This window comes from Sutterella seckii, from assembly GCF_009183815.1.
Taxonomy (GTDB): Bacteria; Pseudomonadota; Gammaproteobacteria; order Burkholderiales; family Burkholderiaceae_F; genus Sutterella; species Sutterella seckii.
This window is the reverse complement of the sequence record NZ_WEHX01000167.1, coordinates 1-1,964: the sequence shown is the minus strand read 5'-3', so window position 1 is coordinate 1,964 and position 1,964 is coordinate 1. Positions and strand designations below refer to the sequence as shown.

The following is a 1,964-nucleotide window of genomic DNA, read 5'->3' as shown; positions in this document are numbered from 1 at the left end:
TCACGACGGACACCCTTGCCTCTGGCTGTGAGCTTGGCACTACCTCCTGCTCATCGGGACTTTCACCCTATAGAAATCGCCAATGCCGGGCACACGACAGCAAAAATCCCTGGAGAATAGATCCTTCCAGGGATTTTTAAACGACAGCATTAATTCGTCAATGGCCCGTGCCGCCAAGGAGCGCGGCGACCGGACGGCGCTTTTCACGGCGCTCGAGATAGAGGGGCTCATCCGCCTTCTTTGCGGTGCCGGGATTGCGTTCGATGTAGGGCATGTCGAAGATCGGATCGCGGTGGCGCTGAGCGGGCGGCACGTAGGCGCGGGCGCGCTCTCGCGCAAGACGCTCGTCTTCGGGCGTATCGACGCGCTCGACATAGCCCTGATCGCGGCGGCGCGACATCGCATTTCTGCGGTTCCGCGGCATCGGAGAGATGGCAATGGGCTTGAAGGTCTGCTTCGTAAGCGCTTCAATCGCCTCAACGAGACGCTTGTCCTCGGGCGTCGCAAGCATCGTGGCGACGCCCTTGGAGCCGGCGCGGCCCGTGCGGCCGATGCGGTGCACGTAGTCCTCGGCGCTGTAGGGAACGTCGTAATTGATGACGAAGGGAAGTTCCTTGATGTCGAGGCCGCGGGCGGCAACGTCCGTTGCAACGAGGACGTGGATCGCGCCAGTGCGGAAGCCTTCGAGAGCGACCTGGCGCTCTTCCTGCGTCTTGTCGCCGTGAATGGCGTCGGCATTGATGCCGACGCGCTCAAGCGTGCGGGCAAGGCGCCGGCAGGTGATCTTCGCGTTCACGAAGACGAGAACCTGCGTGAGGGGGCCGCCCTCCGGACCGCGCGTCTTCAGCATGTCAATGAGGACGTCCGTCTTTTCGCGGTCTGAAACCGTGAAGAGTTCCTGAGTAACGGTTTCCGCCGTTGAATTCTCGCGCGCCACCTCAATCACGCGGGGATTGGGCTTGAGGAAGTTCTTCGCGAGCTTCTTGATTTCGGGCGAGAAGGTCGCCGAAAAAAGAAGACTCTGTCGATTGGCCGGAAGAAGCTTCAGGATGCGCGAGATGTCGGGGAGGAACCCCATATCGAGCATGCGGTCCGCTTCGTCGAGCACGACGATTTCAACCTGAGAGAGGTTGACGGCCTTCTGTTCGACATGGTCGAGGAGGCGCCCGGGCGTGGCGGTCAGGATTTCAACGCCTCTTCTCAGCATCTCCGCCTGCGGACGGATGTCGACGCCGCCATACACAACGCCCGCACGGAGCGGCGTGTCCTTTGAATAGGCAACGAGGTTTTCCGACACCTGGTCGGCGAGCTCGCGGGTCGGCGCGAGCACGAGCGCGCGCACCGGATGTCGCGCGGGCGACATCGACGTATTGGCCTTCGGGAGGATTCTCTGAATCAGCGGGAGGCCGAAGCCGGCGGTCTTCCCGGTACCGGTCTGCGCCGCCCCCATCACGTCGCCGCCCATCAGGACGACAGGAATCGCCTGCTCCTGAATCGGCGTGGGCGAGGTATAGCCCATGCTTTGAATGGCGGAAAGAATGCGGGGATCAAGACCGAACTGTTCGAAGGAAGACATCCGAAAATTCAAGAGGGGGAGAAGATGGCGAAGGGGAAATCAGCCGCTGGCCGGCTGATCCGGTCCTTCTCTGAAGGAGCCGACGCGCGCTCTTCGTCGGGGGAATTCGAGAGCGGCATCGCCCGGAAAGGAAGATCTGGTAGGCCCGCTGGGACTTGAACCCAGGATAGCCGGATTATGAGTCCGGTGCCTTAACCAACTTGGCTACAGGCCCGCCATGCATTCATGAAAGAGGAGGATTCTACCCGAGAATCAGGACGGGAGGAAACTCCGGAGCCCATGTTCGCGGAATCGGGTAGAGGGCCCCCTTGCAGGGTACCCCCTCCCACACCGCATGGCCCCGTGATCGGGCCCTTTCGGACATGCCGTTCGGCATCCGGCGGTTTTC

1 protein-coding gene and 1 tRNA gene are annotated in these 1,964 nt (G+C 61.8%); both read right to left on the bottom strand.

What is annotated here, in order from left to right; genetic code table 11:
- Positions 1-157 precede the first annotated feature (157 nt).
- The gene (locus tag GBM95_RS11570; RefSeq protein WP_152159232.1) at positions 158-1,576 is read right to left on the bottom strand and encodes a DEAD/DEAH box helicase; all 1,419 of its coding nucleotides are present in this window, start codon (positions 1,574-1,576) and stop codon (positions 158-160) included.
- Between the two features lie 137 nt (positions 1,577-1,713).
- A tRNA-Ile gene (locus GBM95_RS11565) sits at positions 1,714-1,790 on the bottom strand.
- Positions 1,791-1,964: the final 174 nt, after the last annotated feature.